The organism is Spirillospora sp. NPDC049024 (assembly GCF_040649235.1).
Classification (GTDB): Bacteria; Actinomycetota; Actinomycetes; order Streptosporangiales; family Streptosporangiaceae; genus Spirillospora.
Genome location: NZ_JBEZFD010000035.1, coordinates 61,313 through 74,896 on the forward strand (window position 1 = coordinate 61,313; position 13,584 = coordinate 74,896).

General features: G+C 75.4%; 15 protein-coding genes. 5 read left to right on the forward strand and 10 right to left on the reverse strand.

Features of this window, described 5'->3' with window-relative positions; all coding sequences use genetic code 11:
• Positions 1 to 48: 48 nt before the first annotated feature.
• Both AB0C21_RS40430 and AB0C21_RS40435 read right to left on the reverse strand, forming a co-directional pair.
• Positions 49 to 1,443 carry an MFS transporter gene (locus AB0C21_RS40430; protein ID WP_500211534.1) on the reverse strand — a complete coding sequence of 465 codons (1,395 nt, stop codon included), beginning with the start codon at positions 1,441 to 1,443 and terminating at the stop codon, positions 49 to 51.
• 63 nt (positions 1,444 to 1,506) lie between these two features.
• A complete protein-coding gene (locus AB0C21_RS40435; RefSeq protein ID WP_500211536.1) occupies positions 1,507 to 2,373 on the reverse strand; it encodes a Vgb family protein in 867 nt (288 codons plus the stop codon).
• Positions 2,374 to 2,513: 140 nt separating this feature from the next.
• Between AB0C21_RS40435 and AB0C21_RS40440 the strand changes: the two genes are divergently transcribed.
• The gene (locus AB0C21_RS40440) at positions 2,514 to 3,131 is read left to right on the forward strand and encodes a TetR/AcrR family transcriptional regulator (protein WP_500211538.1); all 618 of its coding nucleotides are present in this window, start codon (positions 2,514 to 2,516) and stop codon (positions 3,129 to 3,131) included.
• Positions 3,132 to 3,209: 78 nt separating this feature from the next.
• Here the strand turns inward: AB0C21_RS40440 and AB0C21_RS40445 are convergent, their stop codons facing one another.
• On the reverse strand, positions 3,210 to 4,463 hold the full coding sequence (locus tag AB0C21_RS40445) for an RNA polymerase sigma factor (protein ID WP_500211540.1): 1,254 nt from the start codon (positions 4,461 to 4,463) through the stop codon (positions 3,210 to 3,212).
• Positions 4,460 to 4,876: a YciI family protein gene (locus AB0C21_RS40450; protein WP_500211558.1), complete on the reverse strand. Its 417-nt coding sequence runs from the start codon at positions 4,874 to 4,876 to the stop codon at positions 4,460 to 4,462. The genes AB0C21_RS40445 and AB0C21_RS40450 overlap by 4 nt, the downstream gene beginning before the upstream one ends.
• A gap of 182 nt (positions 4,877 to 5,058) precedes the next feature.
• Here AB0C21_RS40450 and AB0C21_RS40455 point away from each other — a divergent pair, with 182 nt between their 5' ends.
• Positions 5,059 to 6,606 carry an MFS transporter gene (locus AB0C21_RS40455; RefSeq protein ID WP_500211541.1) on the forward strand — a complete coding sequence of 516 codons (1,548 nt, stop codon included), beginning with the start codon at positions 5,059 to 5,061 and terminating at the stop codon, positions 6,604 to 6,606.
• Positions 6,607 to 6,610: 4 nt separating this feature from the next.
• Here the strand turns inward: AB0C21_RS40455 and AB0C21_RS40460 are convergent, their stop codons facing one another.
• The 4 genes from AB0C21_RS40460 to AB0C21_RS40475 form a co-directional block, all read right to left on the reverse strand.
• Entirely contained in the window at positions 6,611 to 7,165 is a 555-nt protein-coding gene (locus AB0C21_RS40460) for a carboxymuconolactone decarboxylase family protein (RefSeq protein ID WP_500211543.1), read from the reverse strand.
• Positions 7,166 to 7,175: 10 nt separating this feature from the next.
• Positions 7,176 to 7,778, reverse strand: coding sequence for a TetR/AcrR family transcriptional regulator (locus AB0C21_RS40465; protein ID WP_500211544.1), 603 nt, complete (start codon positions 7,776 to 7,778; stop codon positions 7,176 to 7,178).
• Between the two features lie 84 nt (positions 7,779 to 7,862).
• Positions 7,863 to 8,525, reverse strand: coding sequence for a response regulator transcription factor (locus tag AB0C21_RS40470; RefSeq protein WP_500211546.1), 663 nt, complete (start codon positions 8,523 to 8,525; stop codon positions 7,863 to 7,865).
• Positions 8,513 to 9,676, reverse strand: a complete 1,164-nt coding sequence (locus AB0C21_RS40475; protein ID WP_500211548.1) for a sensor histidine kinase — start codon at positions 9,674 to 9,676, stop codon at positions 8,513 to 8,515. Before AB0C21_RS40475 ends, AB0C21_RS40470 begins: the two co-directional genes overlap by 13 nt.
• A 161-nt stretch (positions 9,677 to 9,837) precedes the next feature.
• Between AB0C21_RS40475 and AB0C21_RS40480 the strand changes: the two genes are divergently transcribed.
• Positions 9,838 to 10,257 carry a DUF6069 family protein gene (locus tag AB0C21_RS40480; protein WP_500211549.1) on the forward strand — a complete coding sequence of 140 codons (420 nt, stop codon included), beginning with the start codon at positions 9,838 to 9,840 and terminating at the stop codon, positions 10,255 to 10,257.
• 25 nt (positions 10,258 to 10,282) lie between these two features.
• Here AB0C21_RS40480 and AB0C21_RS40485 read toward each other — a convergent pair whose 3' ends face one another.
• Both AB0C21_RS40485 and AB0C21_RS40490 read right to left on the reverse strand, forming a co-directional pair.
• Positions 10,283 to 10,954, reverse strand: a complete 672-nt coding sequence (locus AB0C21_RS40485; protein ID WP_500211551.1) for a response regulator — start codon at positions 10,952 to 10,954, stop codon at positions 10,283 to 10,285.
• Positions 10,951 to 12,132: a sensor histidine kinase gene (locus AB0C21_RS40490; protein WP_500211552.1), complete on the reverse strand. Its 1,182-nt coding sequence runs from the start codon at positions 12,130 to 12,132 to the stop codon at positions 10,951 to 10,953. Before AB0C21_RS40490 ends, AB0C21_RS40485 begins: the two co-directional genes overlap by 4 nt.
• 168 nt (positions 12,133 to 12,300) lie before the next feature.
• Between AB0C21_RS40490 and AB0C21_RS40495 the strand changes: the two genes are divergently transcribed.
• Both AB0C21_RS40495 and AB0C21_RS40500 read left to right on the forward strand, forming a co-directional pair.
• Positions 12,301 to 13,029, forward strand: coding sequence for a hypothetical protein (locus AB0C21_RS40495; RefSeq protein ID WP_500211554.1), 729 nt, complete (start codon positions 12,301 to 12,303; stop codon positions 13,027 to 13,029).
• A 265-nt stretch (positions 13,030 to 13,294) separates the two neighbouring features.
• Positions 13,295 to 13,584, forward strand: a 290-nt coding sequence (locus AB0C21_RS40500; RefSeq protein ID WP_500211555.1) for a hypothetical protein, incomplete at its 3' end; no start/stop codon positions are given.

The window sequence follows — 13,584 nt, forward strand, 5'->3', positions numbered from 1 at the left end:
ACCGTTCTAGGGCCGGGCGGCCGGTCCTGCCAACCGGTTTTCGGTCCGTCAGCGGGCCGGGACGACGCGGGTGAGGGCCAGCGCGGCCAGCCACAGCGCCACGCTCGCCCAGGCCAGGACGTGCAGGCCGGAGGTGAACGCCGGATGGGTCGCGGGCCCCGCGACCGCCCCGTACACCGCGACGCCGAGCGCCGTCCCGACCTGCCGGGCGGTGTTGTTGAACCCGCCCGCCAGCCCCGCGTGCGCCGGGGGGACGGCGCGCATCGCGGCGGCGACCACGGCGGTGACGACCAGGCCGTCCCCGATCCCGATGCCGAGCAGCGCCGGGAGCAGTGCCGCGTAGCCGCCGCCGGGGCCGGCGCCGACCAGGGACAGGCACCCGGCCGCCGCGACGGCGGTGCCCGCGGCGAGCGGCACCCGCGTCCCGAACCGGGCGGTGAGACGCCCGCTCACCGGCGCCAGCACCGCCAGCGGCGCGGCCATCGGGAGCAGCATCGCCCCGGCCGACAGCGCGGAGCGGTGCCCGGCCTGCTGCAGCCGCAGCGTCGCCACGAACAGCACCCCGTTGGTGACCAGGTTCATGATGAGCGCGATCCCGCCGGCGCCCAGGAACGCCGGGGCCCGCAGCAGCCCGCCCGGCACCATCGGCGCCGCCGCGCGCCGCTCGGCCAGGACGAACGCCGCCCCCGCGGCCAGGGTGAGGACGGCGGCGACGGCGGCGCCGCCCCGGTGGCCGTGGCCCGCGGCGATGACCGTCCAGACCAGTCCGCCCAGGGTGAGCGGTGCGAGCGCCATCCCGGCGCGGTCCAGCGCGGCCCCCGCCCGCGGCCGCCCGGGCTCGCGGACCAGCGCCAGGACGCCGATGATCGCGGCCGCGGTGATCGGCACGTTCAGCAGGAAGATCCACCGCCAGCCGATCGTGTCGACCAGCAACCCGCCCAGCAGCGGCCCCGCCGGCAGCGCCGTGGAGGAGATGCCCGCCCACACCCCGAGGGCGCGCGCCTGCTCCGCGCGCCCCGGGTAGAGCGCGGTGATCAGGGCGAGGCTGCCGGGCAGCAGCAGCGCGGCACCCGCTCCCTGCGCGACGCGTGCCGCGATGAGCGGGCCGGCGGCGGGCGCGGCCCCGCAGGCCAGCGAGGCCAGCCCGAACAGCGCGAATCCGGTGAGCGTCAGCCGGCGGTGCCCGATCCGGTCACCGAGGGCGCCGCCGCCCAGCAGCAGCCCGGCGATCGCGACCGCGTACCCGTCCACGACCCCCTGCAGCCCGGGCAGCCCGGTGCCGAGCGCCCGGCCGATGCCGGGGAGCGCGACGTTGACGATCGTCACGTCCAGCAGCACCAGGAACATCCCGGCGCACAGGATCGCGAGCATCGCGCCGCGCCGGGGCTCGGGGCGGGCCTCCGCGGCGGAGGGGACCCCGGTGGCTTGCGTGGTGGAATCCATACCGCCACGGTCGCGCCCGGACGTTTCGGCGCGGCTCGAACCGTGCGGTCCCCGAGGGGCGCGTCAGGCGACGGCGACGCGGGCGAGCGCGCCGGTCTCCAGCGCCACCCACAGGGCGCCGTCGGGGCCGACCGCGATGCCGTGCGGCTCGGATCCGGGCGTCGGCAGCGGGTGCTCCTCGACGCGGCCGTCGGAGCCGATGCGGCCGACGTGGGCGGTGCCCCACTCGGTGAACCACAGGGCGCCGTCCGGGCCGGTGACGATGGCGTGCGGGCGTGCGGACCGGTCGGGCAGCGGGTACTCGGTCACCTTCCCGTCCGTGGTGATCCGCCCGATGTGCCCGGTGCCGATGCCGGTGAACCAGAGCGCGCCGTCCGGCCCGGCGGTGATGCCGACCGGCGCGGAGCCCTCGGTGGGCAGCGGGTGGACGGCGACCTCCCCGTTCGGTGCGATCCGCCCGATGGCGTTGCCCTGGTTGAGGGTGAACCACAGGGCCTCGTCCGGGCCCGCCGCGATCATCGAGGGCATGGTGCCCTCGCCCGGCACCGGATAGGCGCTGACCTGGCCGTCCACGGTGATCCGGCCGATGCCGCCGGCGTGCATGCGGGTGAACCACAGGGCGTCGTCCGGCCCGGCCGCGATGCCGCACGGACCCCACCCCTCGGGCAGGGCGAACCGCGTGACCTCGCCCGCGGTGGTGATCCGGCCGATCGCGTGGCCGTGGAACGCGGTGAACCACAGCGCGCCGTCCGGGCCCGCCGTGATGATCATCGGTCCGGCGGGGACGGGCCCGTGCACGGTGAGGTCCCCGTCCGGCGTCATCCGGGCGATCCGGCCCTCGTGGACGAGCGTGCACCACAGCGCCCCGTCCGGTCCCGCGGTGACGCTGTACGGTCCCGCGTCCGGGCCGGAGACCGTGAACTTCCTCATCGTGGTGTGCGACCCCTCTGACATGAATGGTTCCCCCCTCGTCCCTCCACTGCTGTTTCCGTCCGGAGACGAAGTTAACGCAACCGGAGTTGCGTTACGATCGGGATTATGGAGACCAACCGGGACCGCCGGACCGCGCGGTGACCACGCCCGGACCCGGGACCGTCCGCCCCGGCGGACGCACCGCGCGGGTGCGCGACGCCGTCCGCGAGGCGACGCTCGCCGAGCTGTCCGAGCGCGGCTACCAGGGGCTCACCGTCGAAGGGGTGGCGGCCCGCTCCGGCGTGCACAAGACGACCGTCTACCGGCGCTGGGGGAGCGCCGACGGCCTCATCGCCGACGCCCTCGACCTCGCCGCCGCCGAACCCTGGCCGATCCCCGACACCGGGTCCCTCGCGGGCGATCTGCGGGGCCTCGTCCGGCTCGTCGCGGAGAGCTTCGCCGACCCCGTCGAGGGTCCGGTCGCCCGCGCGTTCGTGCTGGCCGCCGCGCAGAGCGGCGACGCCGCCCGCTCCCTGCACGCGTTCTTCGCGCACCGCCACGAGCAGGCCGCCGCCATCGTCCGGCGGGCCGTCGAGCGCGGCGAGGTCCCCGCGGCCACGGACCCGGCCGAGGTCGTCCGGTCCGCCGTCGCCCCGCTGTACTACCGGCTGTTCATCACCGGCGAGCCGGTCGGCGGGCAGGCCGCCGACCGCGCCGCCGCGGCCGCCTGCGCCGCCGCCCGAGCAGGCGCCCTCACGACCGCACCGGCCCCCTGACCCCGCCCATCAGCGGACGTTGAGGGCGGCACGCAAAGCCGCAGCGGGCGTGGCCGCCGCGGCCCGGCACCGCGTCGGTCAATCGGGTGTGTCCGCCAGGCGCGCGGCGCGGGCGTTGAGGTAGCGGCGTTCGGTGAGGCTGCGGGCGGCCTCGGCCGCCGCCAGGTAGCACGCCCGCGCGGCGGCGGTGTCGCCCGACATCTCCAGCAGATGGGCGCGGACGGCGTGCAGGCGGTGATGCCCGGCGATCCGCTTGTCGGCCCGCAGGTCCTCCAGCAGGGCGAGCCCGGCGGCCGGCCCGCGGGCCATCGCCACGGCCACGGCGTGGTTGAGCGCCGCCATCGGGTTGGGCGCCAGTTCCAGCAGCACCTCGTAGAGGGCGGCGATCTGCGGCCAGTCGGTCTCCCGCGCGGTCGGGGCCTCGTCGTGGAGCGCGGCGATCGCGGCCTGCACCTGGTAGGGGCCGGCGGGCCCGCGCGGCAGCGTCTCCGCGAGCAGCGCGGTGCCCTCGGCGACGTACTCGGCGTTCCACAGGCTGCGGTCCTGCTCGGCGAGCGGGACGAGGTCGCCGGCCGGGTCCGTGCGGGCGGGCCGGCGCGCGTCGGTGAGCAGCATGAGCGCGAGCAGCCCCGCCGCCTCGGCGTCGCCGGGCAGCAGCCGGTGCGCGATCCTGGCCAGCCGGATCGCCTCGGCCGCCAGTTCGCCCCGGTACAGGTGCCGCCCGGCCGTGCTCGCGTACCCCTCGGTGAAGATCAGGTAGAGGACGCGCAGGACGGCGGCGACCCGTCCGGGGCGCTCGTCCGCGGCGGGCATCCGGAACGGGACGCCGCTTTCGCGGACGCGCCGCTTCGCACGGCTGACGCGCTGCCCCATGGTCGACTCGGGGACGAAGAACGCGCGGGCGATCTCGGCCGTGGTCAGGCCGCCGACCGAGCGGAGGGTGAGCGCGATCTGGAGGTCCGGCGCCAGGACCGGATGGCAGCACATGAACAGCAGGATCAGGGTGTCGTCGCCGCCCGGCGGCGGGCGGTCGGCGGCGGGTGCGAGCCAGGCGTCCGGCGGCGTCCAGGCGGCCAGGGCGTCCTCGCGGCGGCGGCGCGCCTGCTCGGCGCGCAGCAGGTCGGTCAGGCGGCGGGACGCCACCGTGATCAGCCAGGCGCGCGGATCGGCCGGGACCCCCTGCTCCGGCCACTGCGACGCCGCGGCCACCAGCGCCTCCTGGACGGCGTCCTCAGCGGTGTCGAAGTGCCCGTACCGGCGGACCAGCGCGCCGAGGACCTGCGGCGCCAGCGGGCGCAGCAGGTCCCAGGCCCCCTCCGGCGGCGCGGTCACGGCTCCAGGTCGGCGCGCCCGTCGACGATCGGCCGAAGGTCCGCGTACGACCGGGCCCGCGCGGCCTCCGGGACGGGGCAGCTCGCGAGCCGGGCGGCGATCTCCGAGGCGCGGTCGAAGCCGTCGCACTCGATGACGGTGTACCCGGCGAGCACCTCCGCGGTCTCGGGGAAGGGCCCGTCGGTCACGGTCGGCGCTCCCCCTTCCTCCCCGCTGTGGAACCGGCGGGTGTGGACGGGCGCGTCCAGGCCCTGCGCGTCCACGAACTCCCCGGACTCGACCAGGTCCTGGTTGAACCTCTCCATGAACGCGTGCATCGCGGCGAGGTCCTCGGCGGACCAGACGGCCTCCTCCTGGGGCACCTTGCCCGCCATCTCGTCGTAGTCCCGCTGCGACGCGTACAGCATGAGCATGTACTTCACGATGGTCTCCCCTTCGGTCCGGCGCCTCCGCGGCGCCTCGTGCAGGAGACGTCGGAGCCGCTCGGCCGCTTTCGACAGACGTTCCCATTTTTTTCTCGCGGGCCGATGTAGAGAACCTCGCGCCCGCTCCGACCCATCCGTGACATCGGGTCTCACTGGAGGGGCGGAAGGATATGGAGTACGAGGGGCAGGACGCCGTGGCAGAGCCCGCGGGGAAGCGCGGGTGGCTCGCGCTGGCCGTGCTGGTGCTGCCGTCGCTGCTGCTGGCCATGGACATCACGGCGCTGCTGCTGGCGCTGCCGCGGCTGAGCGCCGACCTGGGCGCGAGCGGCACCGAGCAGCTGTGGATCAGCGACGCCTACGGGTTCATGGTCGCCGGATTCGTGATCGCCATGGGGACGCTCGGGGACCGGATCGGCCGGCGCCGCCTGCTGTTCGCCGGGGCCGGCGCGTTCGCCGTCCTGTCGGTCGTCGCCGCCTACGCCCCCGACCCCGGGACGCTGATCGCCGCCCGGGCGCTGCTGGGCGTGGCGGGCGCGACGCTGGTGCCCTCGACGCTCGCGCTGATCACCAACATCTTCCGCGACGAGCGCGAGCGCGGGAAGGCCATCGCGCTCTGGGCCACCTGCCAGTTCGCGGGCGGCGCGTTCGGCCCGGTGCTGGCCGGGCTGCTGCTCCAGCGCTTCTGGTGGGGGTCGGTGTTCCTGGCCGCGGTGCCGGTCATGGCGCTGGTGCTGGTGGCCGGCCCGTTCCTGCTGCCGGAGTTCCGGGACCGCACGGCCGGACGCGTCGACAAGCTCAGCGTCGGGCTCTCCCTGGGCGCCGTCCTGCCGGTGGTGTACGGGATGAAGCAGCTGGCGCTCGCCGACGGCGGCGGAGGGCTCGTCCCGGTCGCGGCGATCGCCGCCGGGGCGGCCGTCGGCGCCGTGTTCGTCCGGCGCCAGCTCAGGCTCGACCATCCGCTGCTGGACCTGCGGCTGCTGCGCGGCCGCGCCTTCAGCGCCGTCCTGGTGTCCCTGGTTCTCGCGGGCGTCGCCATGGCGGGCACGGGCCTGATGGCGACCCAGTACCTCCAGGGTGTGCTGGGGTACTCGCCGCTCGCCTCGGCCGTGCTGTTCGCGCCGATGGGGCTGGGCGTCGCGGCCGGGACGATGGCGGCGCCCGCGCTGGCCAAGCGGGTCCGGCCCGCCACCGCGATCGCCTCCGGGCTGGCGGTGTCGGCCGCGGGCTGCGTCCCGCTGGCGGTGTCGGACGGGCTCGCGGCCGTCATCACCGGCGTCACCGTCCTGGCCCTCGGCACCGGTCCGCTGTTCGCGCTGGGGACGGGCCTGGTGGTCGGGTCCGTTCCGCCCGAGCGCGCGGGCTCGGCGGCGTCGATGTCGGAGACGAGCAACTACCTCGGCGGATCGCTGGGCCTGGCGGTCATCGGCGTGGTCGGCGCCGGCGTCTACCAGGCCCGGATGGACGGCGTCGCGGGACCCGCGGCCAAGACCTTGGCCGGCGCGGTCGCCGCCGCCGCCGACCTGCCGCCCGGTCCGGCGGAGGAGCTGCTGCGCTCCGCCCACGCCGCGTTCACCGCGGGCCTGCACGTCTCCGGCGCCATCGCCGCCGCGATCTTCGCCGGGCTCGCCGTCCTGGCGGCGGCCTCGGCGCGCGGCACGGCCAAGACCGCCGCGCCCGCGGCGGCCGGGGAAGCGGAGCCCCGGCACGCCGCGGTGTGAGGGGTCAGGAGGGAGCCGTCCACTCCTGCTCCTTCCAGGCCGGGTCGAGCGGCGTGTGGGCGATGTGGTTGGTGTAGTTGGACAGGGTCTTCATGCCGACGCCGAGGACGACGTCCAGGACGTGGCGGCGGGTGTGGCCGGCGGCCAGGAACGCCTCCACCTCCGCCTCGTCCACCCAGCCGCGCCGCACGACCACGGCGCTGGTGAGGCGGCGGACGGCTTCCAGCGCGGGGTCGTCCAACGCCTGCCCGGCGCGCAGCGCGTCCACGACCTCGGCGGGGACGCGGGTCCGCAGCGCCATCGTGGAATGGGCGGCCACGCAGTACTCGCAGCCGTTCAGCACGCTGGCGGTGATCAGCACGACGTGCTTGGCGTTCCGCGGCAGCGAGGACCTGGTGAACTGCTCCGACAGGGCGTTGTATCCGGCGAGCAGCTCCGGCGACTCGGCCATCACGCCGTTCAGCGTGGTGACGAACCCCATGCGCTTCTTGGCGGCCTCCAGTTGCGGGCGGGCCTCGGCGGGGGCGTCGGTCTCGTCGTAGACGGTGAACTCGGTCATGGTCATCTCCTCAGAGGGCCGGGGGAGCGGGCGAGAGGGGGCGGAGGGCGGCGTCGACCGTGGCCGACAGCTCGCCGGGGTCGGCGCCGGCGCGCGAGCGCACGTTCACCCCGTAGGCGAGCAGCGCCAGCATCCGCGCGGTGGAGGGCACGTCCAGGTCGCCGCGCAGTTGCCCGTGGTCGCGTGCGGCGAGGAGGGCGGCGCGCATGGCGTCGCACAGGGCCTCGTGGTGGGCGTCCAGTACCTCGCGTTCGTCGGCGTCACCCGCGTCCTGCGCGGCGTGGGCGTTGGACACCATGCAGCCCCAGCGCGCGTACTCGCCGGAGCACCGCGCGGTGATGAGCCCGTCGAAGAACGCGGCGATGCCCGGCAGGCCCCGCCCGTCGGCGGCGAGCCGGTCGAACACCGGCCGCGAGTGCCGGTCGACGTAGCGGCGCAGCGCCGCCAGGTACAGGTCCCGCTTGCCGCCGAACGTCCCGTACAGGCTGGAACGGCTGACCCCGGTCTCGGACACCACCTCGGCGATGCCCGTCGCGGCGGCGCCGCGCCGCCAGAACAGCCGCACCGCCTGGTCCAGGACGGCGTCGGGATCGAAATGCTTGACGTCCGGCATCGCCCGCACCTCCAATCTTGGAATGGTCGTTCCAAGATTGGCACGGGACGCGGCGGCGCGCAAGAGCAGGGGCGCGCGGGAGGGTCAGGCGAGGCCCGCGTCGTGGGCCAGCAGCGCGATCTGGGTGCGGTTGTCCAGGTCGAGCTTGGTCAGCACGCTGGAGACGTGCGCCTTGACCGTGGCCACGCTCATGAACAGCTCCGCCGCGATGTCGGCGTTGGAGCGCCCGCGGGCGACGGCGAGGACCACCTCGTTCTCGCGGGGGCTCAGCCGGGCGAGCGCCTCGCGGGCGCGCTGGTAGGCGCCGGCCTCTACCGCCGCGCGGTCCATGAGGCGGCGGGTGATGCGCGGCGACAGGATCGGGTCGCCGCCGGCGACCTGCCGGACGGCGTGGACGATCCGGTCCGGCGGGGTGTCCTTCAGCAGGAACCCGCTGGCGCCCGCGCGCAGCGCGTGCAGGATGTTCTCGTCGGAGTCGAAGGTCGTCAGCACGATGACCTCCGGCGGGTCCGGCCGGGCCCGCAGCCTGCGGGTCGCGGTGATGCCGTCCACGCGCGGCATCCGCAGGTCCATCAGCACGACGTCGGGGGCGTGCGCGTCGGCGGCCGCGGGCACCTCGTCGCCGTCGGCCGCCTCGCCGGCGACGGTGATCCCGCCCGCCCCGTCCAGCATCATCGACAGCCCGGCGCGGACGAGTGCGTCGTCGTCCACGATCAGGACGCGCAGGGGGCGGCTCACGCGGGCCATGGTAGCCAGGCGCGCAGCCGGAACTCGCCCTCCGCGGCCTGGTGGTCGAGCCGCCCGCCGGCCAGCCGGACGCGCTCGGTCAGCCCGACCAGTCCCGTGCCGCTGCCGGGCGCGAGCGGCTCCGCGCCGTCCTCGGGCAGCGGGTTGCGGATGTCGACCACGAGCCGGGAGCCCGGCCGCCCCTCCAGCACCACCCGGACGGGACGTCCCCCCGCGTGCTTGCGGGCGTTGGTCAGCCCCTCCTGCACGACCCGGTAGGCGGTGCGCCCGGCCGCCGCCGGAAGCGCGGACGCCTCGACCGTCTCGTCCCGCAGCTCCACCTGCCCGCCCGCGTCGCGCGTCTCCTCCACCAGCCGGACCACGTCCCCCAGGACGGGCTGGGGCCGGCCCTCCGCGACCGCGTCGTCCTCGGCGCGCAGCAGCAGGATCACCTCGCGCAGCTCGTCGAGCGCCTGGTGCACCCCGGCGCGGACCACTCCCGCCGCCTGCGACAGCTTCTCCGGCGGGGCGTCCGGCCGGTACTCCAGCGCGCCCGCGTAGGTCGCCAGCAGCGACAGCCGGTGGGCGAGCACGTCGTGCATCTCCCGGGCGATCCGGGTCCGCTCCGCCATGCGGGCCTCGGCCACCCGGCGGCCCTGCTCGGCCTCGGCGCGGCGGGCCCGCTCGCGCAGCGACTCCAGCAGCTCCCGGCGCGCCCGCGCCAGCGCGCCCCAACCGATCACCGCGCCGTAGCCGACGGCGACGAGCAGCAGCCACCAGCTGAAGGAGATCCCCCGGTTCGGCTGCCAGAGCCCCTGCACGACGTGCGCCGCGACGCCCGCCGCGCCCACCAGCGCCGCGGTCCGGAACGGACGCCGGTGCGCGACCTGCAACGCGCCCATGCTGGCCGCCGGAGTGGCGGTGGGGGACAGTGCCGCCAGCGCGGTCAGCGCCACAGCGGCGCCGACCGGGCGCCACATCAGCAGCGGCGTCAGCAGCCAGCTCGCCAGGGCGACCGCGATGTCGAGGGCCAGGGCGGCGCCCGCCGCCTGCGCGCTGACACGGCCCCAGACCGTCAGCGCGGTCAGGGCGCCCGCCACCACGGCGAGGACCGCCGCACCGCGCAGCATGCGCCGCGCGTCGAGCCCCGCCCGGTCGAACGTCTCGTTCACCGGACCGAGGCTAACCGCGTGCTCCCGGCGCCGACACCTACCAAAGTCGGTGCCCGCCCGTACCGCGGGCGGACCGGCCCTCGCCGCGCGGCCGATGCGCCGGGACCGCCATCGCGGCGACGCTGCCGGACATGCACCAGCCGCTACGAATGGAGAAGCACATGTCCGGAGGGAACACCGCACGGCGAGCGCTGACCGTCGCGGGAGGGGCCGCCGCCGCGCTCGCGCTGTGGGCGGCGGCCGGCCCGGTGGCCGGGCTCGACCTGGCCGCCGAGACGGGCGGGGAGGTGCGGCCGGTCGGCGCCGGCCCCGTCGTCGCGGCCGGCCTGATCGTGGGCCTGGCGGCCTGGGGCCTGCTCGCGGTGCTGGAGCGGGCGACCGCCCGCCCGGGACGCGTATGGACCACCGTCGCCGCGGCCGTTCTCGTCCTGTCGATGATCGGACCGCTCGGCGGCGCCGCCGACGGCGCCTCCATGGCGGTCCTGGCGGGGATGCACCTGGTCGTCGCCGCGGTCCTGATCCCCGGCCTCGGCCGCTCCGCCCGCCCCGCAGCACTCCGCGAGCCCTCGACCCAGGCCTGAACGCCCCCGATTCCGTTCGCCCCGGCTAGGGCGCGGGAGCGACCAGGCCGGTCTCGTAGGCGATGATCACCAGTTGGGCGCGGTCGCGGGCCTGGAGTTTGGCGAGCAGGCGGCCGATGTAGGTCTTCACGGTGGCCAGGCTCAGGTGCAGGTGGTCGGCGATCTCGGTGTTGGACAGGCCGCGGGCGACCAGGGTGAGGACCTCGCGCTCCCGGTCGGTGACGCCGTCGAGGGCGCGGGGGAGCGGGTGCGCGGGCAGGGCCTGGCGGGTGAACTCGGCGATGAGGCGGCGGGTCACCGCGGGGGCCAGGAGGGCCTCGCCGCCGGCGACGACGCGGATGGCGTTGAGCAGGTCGGCCGGCGGGGTGTCCTTGAGCAGGAAGCCGGCGGCGCCCGCGCGCAGGGCCGCGAAGACGTGGGCGTCCAGGTCGAACATCGTCAGCATGAGGACCCGGACGTCCTCGGCACCGGGGGCCTGGTTGATCCGGCGGGTGGCCTCGATGCCGTCCAGGTGGGGCATGCGCACGTCCATCAGGACGACGTCGGGCCGCAGGGCGCGGGCGAGCTCGACGGCCTCGGCCCCGGTGGCGGCCTCGCCGACCGCGGTCAGGTCGGGGGTGGTCTCGATGAGGGCGCGGAAGCTGCCGCGCAGCAGGGCCTGGTCGTCGGCGACCAGGACGCGGATCGGTTCGGTCACCCGCCGCCGCCCTGGGAGCGCGGAAGCGTGGCCGCGACCGCGAAGCCGCCCTCGGGACGGGGCTGGGCGCTGAAGGAGCCGCCGTACATCGCGGCGCGTTCCCGCATCCCGACCAGTCCGTGCCCACCGGGGCCCGGCCCGGGGCCCGGGCGGACCGGGCCGTCGTCCACCACCAGGATCCGCACGTGGTGGGACGAGACGTCCACGGTGGCCCGGCAGCGGGTCGGCGCCGCATGCTTGACCACGTTGGTGAGGGCCTCCTGCACGATCCGGTAGACGGTGAGCCGCAGCGCTTCGGGGAGATCGTATTCACCGGACACCACCAGCTCGACCTCCACCCCGGCGGCCCGGACCCGCTCGGCCAGATCCTCCAGGCCGTCGACGTCCGGCCGGGTGAGATCGGTGCCCGGCGCGTCGTCACGGCGCAGCATCTGGAGCAGGCGCCGCATCTCGGCCAGGGACTCGCGGCTGGTCGCCTCGATCACCTGCAGCGCCTGGCGGGCCTGCTCGGGACGCGCCTCGGCGATGTGGTTGGCGACCCCCGCCTTGACGGCGATCAGGCCCATGCCGTGCGTGACCACGTCGTGGAGTTCGCGGGCGATCCGCAGCCGCTCGTCGGTCTGGATCCGGTGCGCCCGCCGCTCCTGCGCGCACACAGCGTTCCACCTGCGACGCCGCAGCAGATGGCCGACCAGCCAGGCGCCGGCGGACAGCAGCCAGGCGGCGACCGTCCAGCCGGCGGCGGCCGCCAGGCCGTACCGGGGGTGGACGACCTGCGCGATCGTCGCGGCGGCGGTCGCGGCGGCCGCGCACCGGCCCAGCGCGCGCGCCGACCGCTGCGGGGGCGCGACGGACGCGACGGCGCCGAGCGCGAGCGCGGTCGCCGCGAACGGATCCCACAGGACGCCGGCCGCGGCGGCGACCGACGACACGGCCACCGCGGTCGCCAACGCGCGCAGCGGCCACAGCCGCCGGACGGCCACGACCGAGCCCAGCGCGACCGCCACCAGGCAGGAGACCTGGAAGAGCGGGGTGAAGCCCGGCCGGTCCTTCAGCATGTTCCCCGCGACCACCACGTCCACCGCGACCAGGACGGCCGCCAGGAGCACGTCGAGGGCGAGCAGGTGGCCCCGGCGCAGCAGGCGTGCCTGGCGGGACTCGAAGTCGGCTTCGTCCACGGAACGCACGTTATCGGCGCAGTTCACCCGCCGCATCGGACCAGAATGGATCATCCCTGAGGAGGACTTCGCCGGCATTCCGGCGAGCGCAGTCCCCAGAGGGCTGAACAAGGAATGTCGGTTGCGGGCCGATCCGCTGGAAAGGGCTGTGCGGGCAGCCTGTGGGGCATGTCTTCAGCCCAGCCTTCGGCACATGTCGGCTTCGCGTTCCCGGGACGGTGGCTCGCCGGGACATCCCTGCTCCTCGGACCGGTCCTCCTGCTGTCCGGGGTCCTCCTCAGAGCGAGGTTCCACTTCTTCTTCCCCGACCAACTGGCCGCCTACGACCGGCACCCGGTCCTGCTGACGGCGTCCTACAGCTGCTTCGCGGCAGGGACCGTGGCTTTATGGCCGGCGGTCAGCGCCTTGGCGCTGCGCATCGGCGCCGTCCGGCCGACGCCGGCGGCGTTGGGCGGCGGTCTCGTCATGGTGGGGCTGTTCGCCCGCACGTTCCATGCAGGCGTGGACCATCTGGCCTTCGGGCTCGTCGACGCCCAGGGGCGGAGGTCGGCCGTCGCCGCCGTCGCCGCCTCCTATCAGTCGTTCCACATCTTCCAGTACGCCTCATTCGCGGTCATGGCCGGCTGGCTGGTCCTGGCCGCCGGAGCCTGGCGCTCCCGCGTGCTCGGCCGGGTCCGCTGTCTCGCCCTGGCGCTCATGGCGCTTCTGCCGCTGGGGGTGTTGAAGGGGACGACGCCGCTGTCGATCGTCGGCGCGGCGGGCCTGTGCGTCGCGCTCGTGCCGCTCGGACTCGCGACCCTCCTCGACGGCCCCCGTCCCGCCCGCCGGTCGGTGGCCTGGTTCGGCGTCGGCGCTCTCGGGGCGGTGGTCCTCGGCTATGCCTCCTCTCTGGGTTGACCGGGGCGGCTTCTTCCTTCGGAAATGGATGGATGTCTCTTCTGGGGCCTTTTCGGTGCCCAGGTTGACGGGGGAGACACGGGCATGTCATCCTGGTTCCGGGATCGAAGGTTGACAATTCTTATATGCGTGGACAGCTGTCTGCATTTTGCTCTATGCTGCCTTCTCGCGCTCGTCCTTCGGCATCCCCTCCTTCCGTATCGGCCGTGATGTCGTCCGGCGTGCGCGCCGTCAGTCCGCCGCGAGCCCTCGGAAGGACACCCTGTTGGCAGCCTCGCGCACCGCTTCCGCCGTACCCGCCGGTCCCCGCCGCGTCTCTTTCGCACGCATCCGCGAGCCTCTCGAGGTTCCCGACCTGCTCGCCCTGCAGACCAACTCGTTCGACTGGCTGGTCGGCAACGAGCGCTGGAAGGCCCGGGTCGAGGCGGCTCGCCAGGCCGGACGCCGGGACGTCCCGACGCAGTCGGGGCTGGAGGAGATCTTCGAAGAGATCAGTCCGATCGAGGACTTCTCCGGGACCATGTCCCTGTCGTTCCGGGACCACCGGTTCGAGCC